The 3,037-nt window shown below is 64.3% G+C and carries 3 protein-coding genes and 1 pseudogene; 2 read left to right on the top strand and 2 right to left on the bottom strand.

The features are described from left to right. Nucleotides 1-119 precede the first annotated feature (119 nt). Together H288_RS0131795 and H288_RS35475 are read left to right on the top strand one after the other, a co-directional pair. Nucleotides 120-314, top strand: coding sequence for a hypothetical protein (locus tag H288_RS0131795; RefSeq protein WP_020096583.1), 195 nt, complete (start codon nucleotides 120-122; stop codon nucleotides 312-314). A 202-nt stretch (nucleotides 315-516) separates the two neighbouring features. After that, nucleotides 517-864 (top strand): hypothetical protein, encoded by a 348-nt coding sequence (locus tag H288_RS35475; protein WP_158684283.1) that lies wholly within the window; start codon nucleotides 517-519, stop codon nucleotides 862-864. Nucleotides 865-1,036: 172 nt separating this feature from the next. Here H288_RS35475 and H288_RS0131785 read toward each other — a convergent pair whose 3' ends face one another. Further along, nucleotides 1,037-1,831 carry an ABC transporter permease gene (locus tag H288_RS0131785; RefSeq protein ID WP_020096580.1) on the bottom strand — a complete coding sequence of 265 codons (795 nt, stop codon included), beginning with the start codon at nucleotides 1,829-1,831 and terminating at the stop codon, nucleotides 1,037-1,039. 45 nt (nucleotides 1,832-1,876) lie between these two features. Next, nucleotides 1,877-3,037, bottom strand: a pseudogene (locus H288_RS33405) (glycosyl transferase); the annotation flags it as partial.

Here is a 3,037-nt window from a genome sequence, read left to right as displayed (position 1 = left end):
TGATCGACGTCCCACGCGCGAAACACCTTGGCCATGAGCCGAGTGAATCATCCTCCCGATCCGCCGTCGAGGGAATTACTCGGACAGGCTCCTAGGTGTAGGGTCTCCACCTCCTCCCCATGACGCCCTGGCTCGGCGATCTGGAGGGCCGCGCCCGCGAGCCGGTCCAGCGTCGGGTCGTCGATCGGACCGCCGACGAGGTCGGTTACGAGACCGCGCAAGCCGCTCGTCCCGAATTTCAGACTGCTCACGGTACCTCCTTCGTCGCCGCACGGGCGCTCGTGCACAAGATCGATGCCTCAAACCGTACGTAGGCTCAATGCTTGGCGTTGAGTAGCGCGCTCGGGCGGGTTGAATTTGGGCTACACTGGGTTTCGACTGATCTACGGGCGCGGCTGAACAGCGTGTCGTGCTGGCGTGCGGCCCATTCTCGAAGCGCCCATGTGCACCGCGTCAATCATTACGGCGTCAGGAAGCAGGTAACTGCTGCTCCAGATGCGCGCGAAGGATCGAGTAATGTCGGACGACTTCGTCGAGCCTTTCGGCGTTCTTCTTTCTCATCGCCTCCGAACCGAGGGGCTCGCGGTAGGTAGCGGCGTAATGGGCGGCGTGCGACTTCAGTTTGACGGCGACGAAGTCGAGATCGGCCGACCACACGGCTTCCGCGCGAACCTTCTGGAGGCGTCTAGTGATCGCGAATCAGTTGAGATCGAGGGTGATGCAGCTGCCCATTTCTTTGAACAGATCGAACATCGCATCCAGAATGGCGATTGCGGACTGCGCGGACATAGCCGAACCCTCCATCAGGATCGTTCAGTTTGTTGCTGTTGGATCCGGCGGATGTACTTCGTATCGATGGCATGAACGGCATTGGACATCGTGTGACAGTCCTGGCCCGAAGCGGTTGGAGAATTCGAAGCCGAAGGCTCGCGTCCCGATCACGCGGAAGCCTGCTGTCAACTCTGGTGGGGCAGCCTGAGGATCGTGCCGGCCGCGGGTTGCGCGATTGTAGGGCAAACGCGCAACCCTCCATTCTTCAAGCTTGAAGCTTGCTGACGACATGCTTGACCAGCAACAGGCCGATGCTGGCGCAGGTCAGGCCGAACATGATGATGTAAAGATAATCTACCTGAATGCCTGCGTAGGGATAGTAGGCGGATCTTACCCACTCTGCCAGCTGCATGGCTGGATTGTACTTCATCCAGTAGTATACTTTGTCGGGCATGTAGCTTGGGAGGAACATGACTCCGCTTGATACATACAGGATGATGCTGAAAAGTGCGTAGCCGATCAGCCAGCCTGGGAAAAAGCCGATGATCGCCACATTGATTGTTCCAATCCCGATGCCAAGTACGATCGCGGCAAGGTAGCCGCACATAGCCGTGAATGGGTCCGCTGGAATCGGATTGGTCCCTATGACGACCAAGATGGAGCAGACGACCAGCAACGCGAGGAAGCCGGTCACGATCTCCACGAGGATGCGGGCCAGGATCACGTCGAACAGCTTGACCTGCGGGTAATAGGTCAGCGGCCGGTTCATAATCACCGCCTTCATGACTTCGCGCGAAATGTACTGGAAGACTAGAACTGGCACCGCGCCCGTTGCAAAGAAAAGGGCCCTGTTGTCGCCGAGAGGCGCCGCCAACTTCTGGAAAGTGTAGATGGCGATCAGCATGAAGACGTGCACGCAGGGCCAGAGAACGACCACGCCGTAGCCCCAGAGGGAGGCTCCGAAACGGGTGCGCATGTCCCGCAGGATCAACGCATGCAGCACGTGCAGATAGGACTCGATCGGGCTCTTCTGTACCTGGACCGGCGGGAGGGCGGGCATCGACGTGACCTCTGGTTGCCGGGCCTGCTTCGATGAGAAAAGGGGCTAAAGTGCGTTGCCCGGCGCCCCCCGATTGGACGAGGAGCGAGTCGCGAGATCGTAGTAGTCGCGCAGTAGGCACTCGTAGGGCGCGGCTTGGATCAGCCGGGCGCGGCGGTCATCCGCCGTGATGTCGATGGCCAGCAGCAGGTCGTTGCAGGCGGCGGGATCCGTGACCAGCGCGCAGGGCAGGAGATGGCCGTTCGGCATGCCGCGCAGCCGCTCGGCCGGCGCGCCGAGGTCGAAGGCCGCCACCGGTAGGCCGGTGCGCAGAGCCAGGGTCAGCGCGTATGCGTAGGTCTCAGGCCAGATAGACGGCAGCAGCACGAGGTCGGCCGAGATCTGTGTGACGAGATCGAGTGTCTCGTCGTCCTCCCAGTGGTGGCCGGTCTCGGCGATCTGGAGGGCCGCCCGGGCGACCCGGTCGAGGGTCGGATCGTCGGTGGAGTACCGCCCCGTCTCGGCAACGCCGGCGCGCTGCAGCCCGCCCGTCAGGGCCGGGTCCGAGTGACCTACGATCGAGAAGTGCAGCGGCAAATCCCTCTTGCGCGCGTCCGAGGCTAGGGCCTGCAGGAACAGGCCGCCCTCGGGGAGGCTGATCGCGCCGAGCACGGCGACGCGGCGGATGCGGCCGGGCCGCTGGAGGCTGGTGTCACGCACCGACCGCTCCGGCTCGACATGTGGCCGCACCGTGACCGACAGATCCGGGTAGACGGTCCGGATCCGGGCCGCCGTGTCGCATGACGGCGCGAACACCCGCGCGGCGCCCGCCAGGAACGCCCCGAACGCCGCCCGCCGCTCGCCCGGATCCGGCTCCTCGAACCCGTCCGCGTCCACCGCCAGGCACGACCGGCACTCCGCCACCGGCGCCAGGCCGCAGTAGCGCCCATCCGGCTGGACCAGGTGGTTGCGGTGGCACACCGGCGAGTAGTCGTGCAGCGTCCACGCGTAGGGCCGCCCCGCGCCCGCCACCACCGCCATCAGCGCCCGCGCCGCGCCCCAGCGCAAGCCCGCCAGCGAGTGCACGTGGATCAGAACCGGCGCCAGCTGCCCGACGAAGTCGGCGAGCTCGGCCGCGTCGCGCGGCAGGTACAGGCTGTCGAGGTTGGGCAGGTACAGGAACTCGGGGCCGCGATACGAGACGTGGACCTCGAGGTTGCGGGTCCG

Origin of the sequence: Methylobacterium sp. 285MFTsu5.1, from assembly GCF_000383455.1 — a bacterium.
Taxonomy (GTDB): Bacteria; Pseudomonadota; Alphaproteobacteria; order Rhizobiales; family Beijerinckiaceae; genus Methylobacterium.
The sequence above is the reverse complement of the archived record's forward strand: the minus strand, read 5'-3'. Positions and strand labels throughout refer to the sequence as shown.

Excerpts from the sequence above, each read along its gene's own strand:
- H288_RS0131785 (WP_020096580.1), bottom strand. The coding sequence starts at position 1,831 with ATGCCCGCCCTCCCGCCGGTCCAGGTACAGAAGAGCCCGATCGAGTCC.
- H288_RS0131795 (WP_020096583.1), top strand. The coding sequence starts at position 120 with ATGACGCCCTGGCTCGGCGATCTGGAGGGCCGCGCCCGCGAGCCGGTC.
- H288_RS35475 (WP_158684283.1), top strand. The coding sequence starts at position 517 with ATGTCGGACGACTTCGTCGAGCCTTTCGGCGTTCTTCTTTCTCATCGC.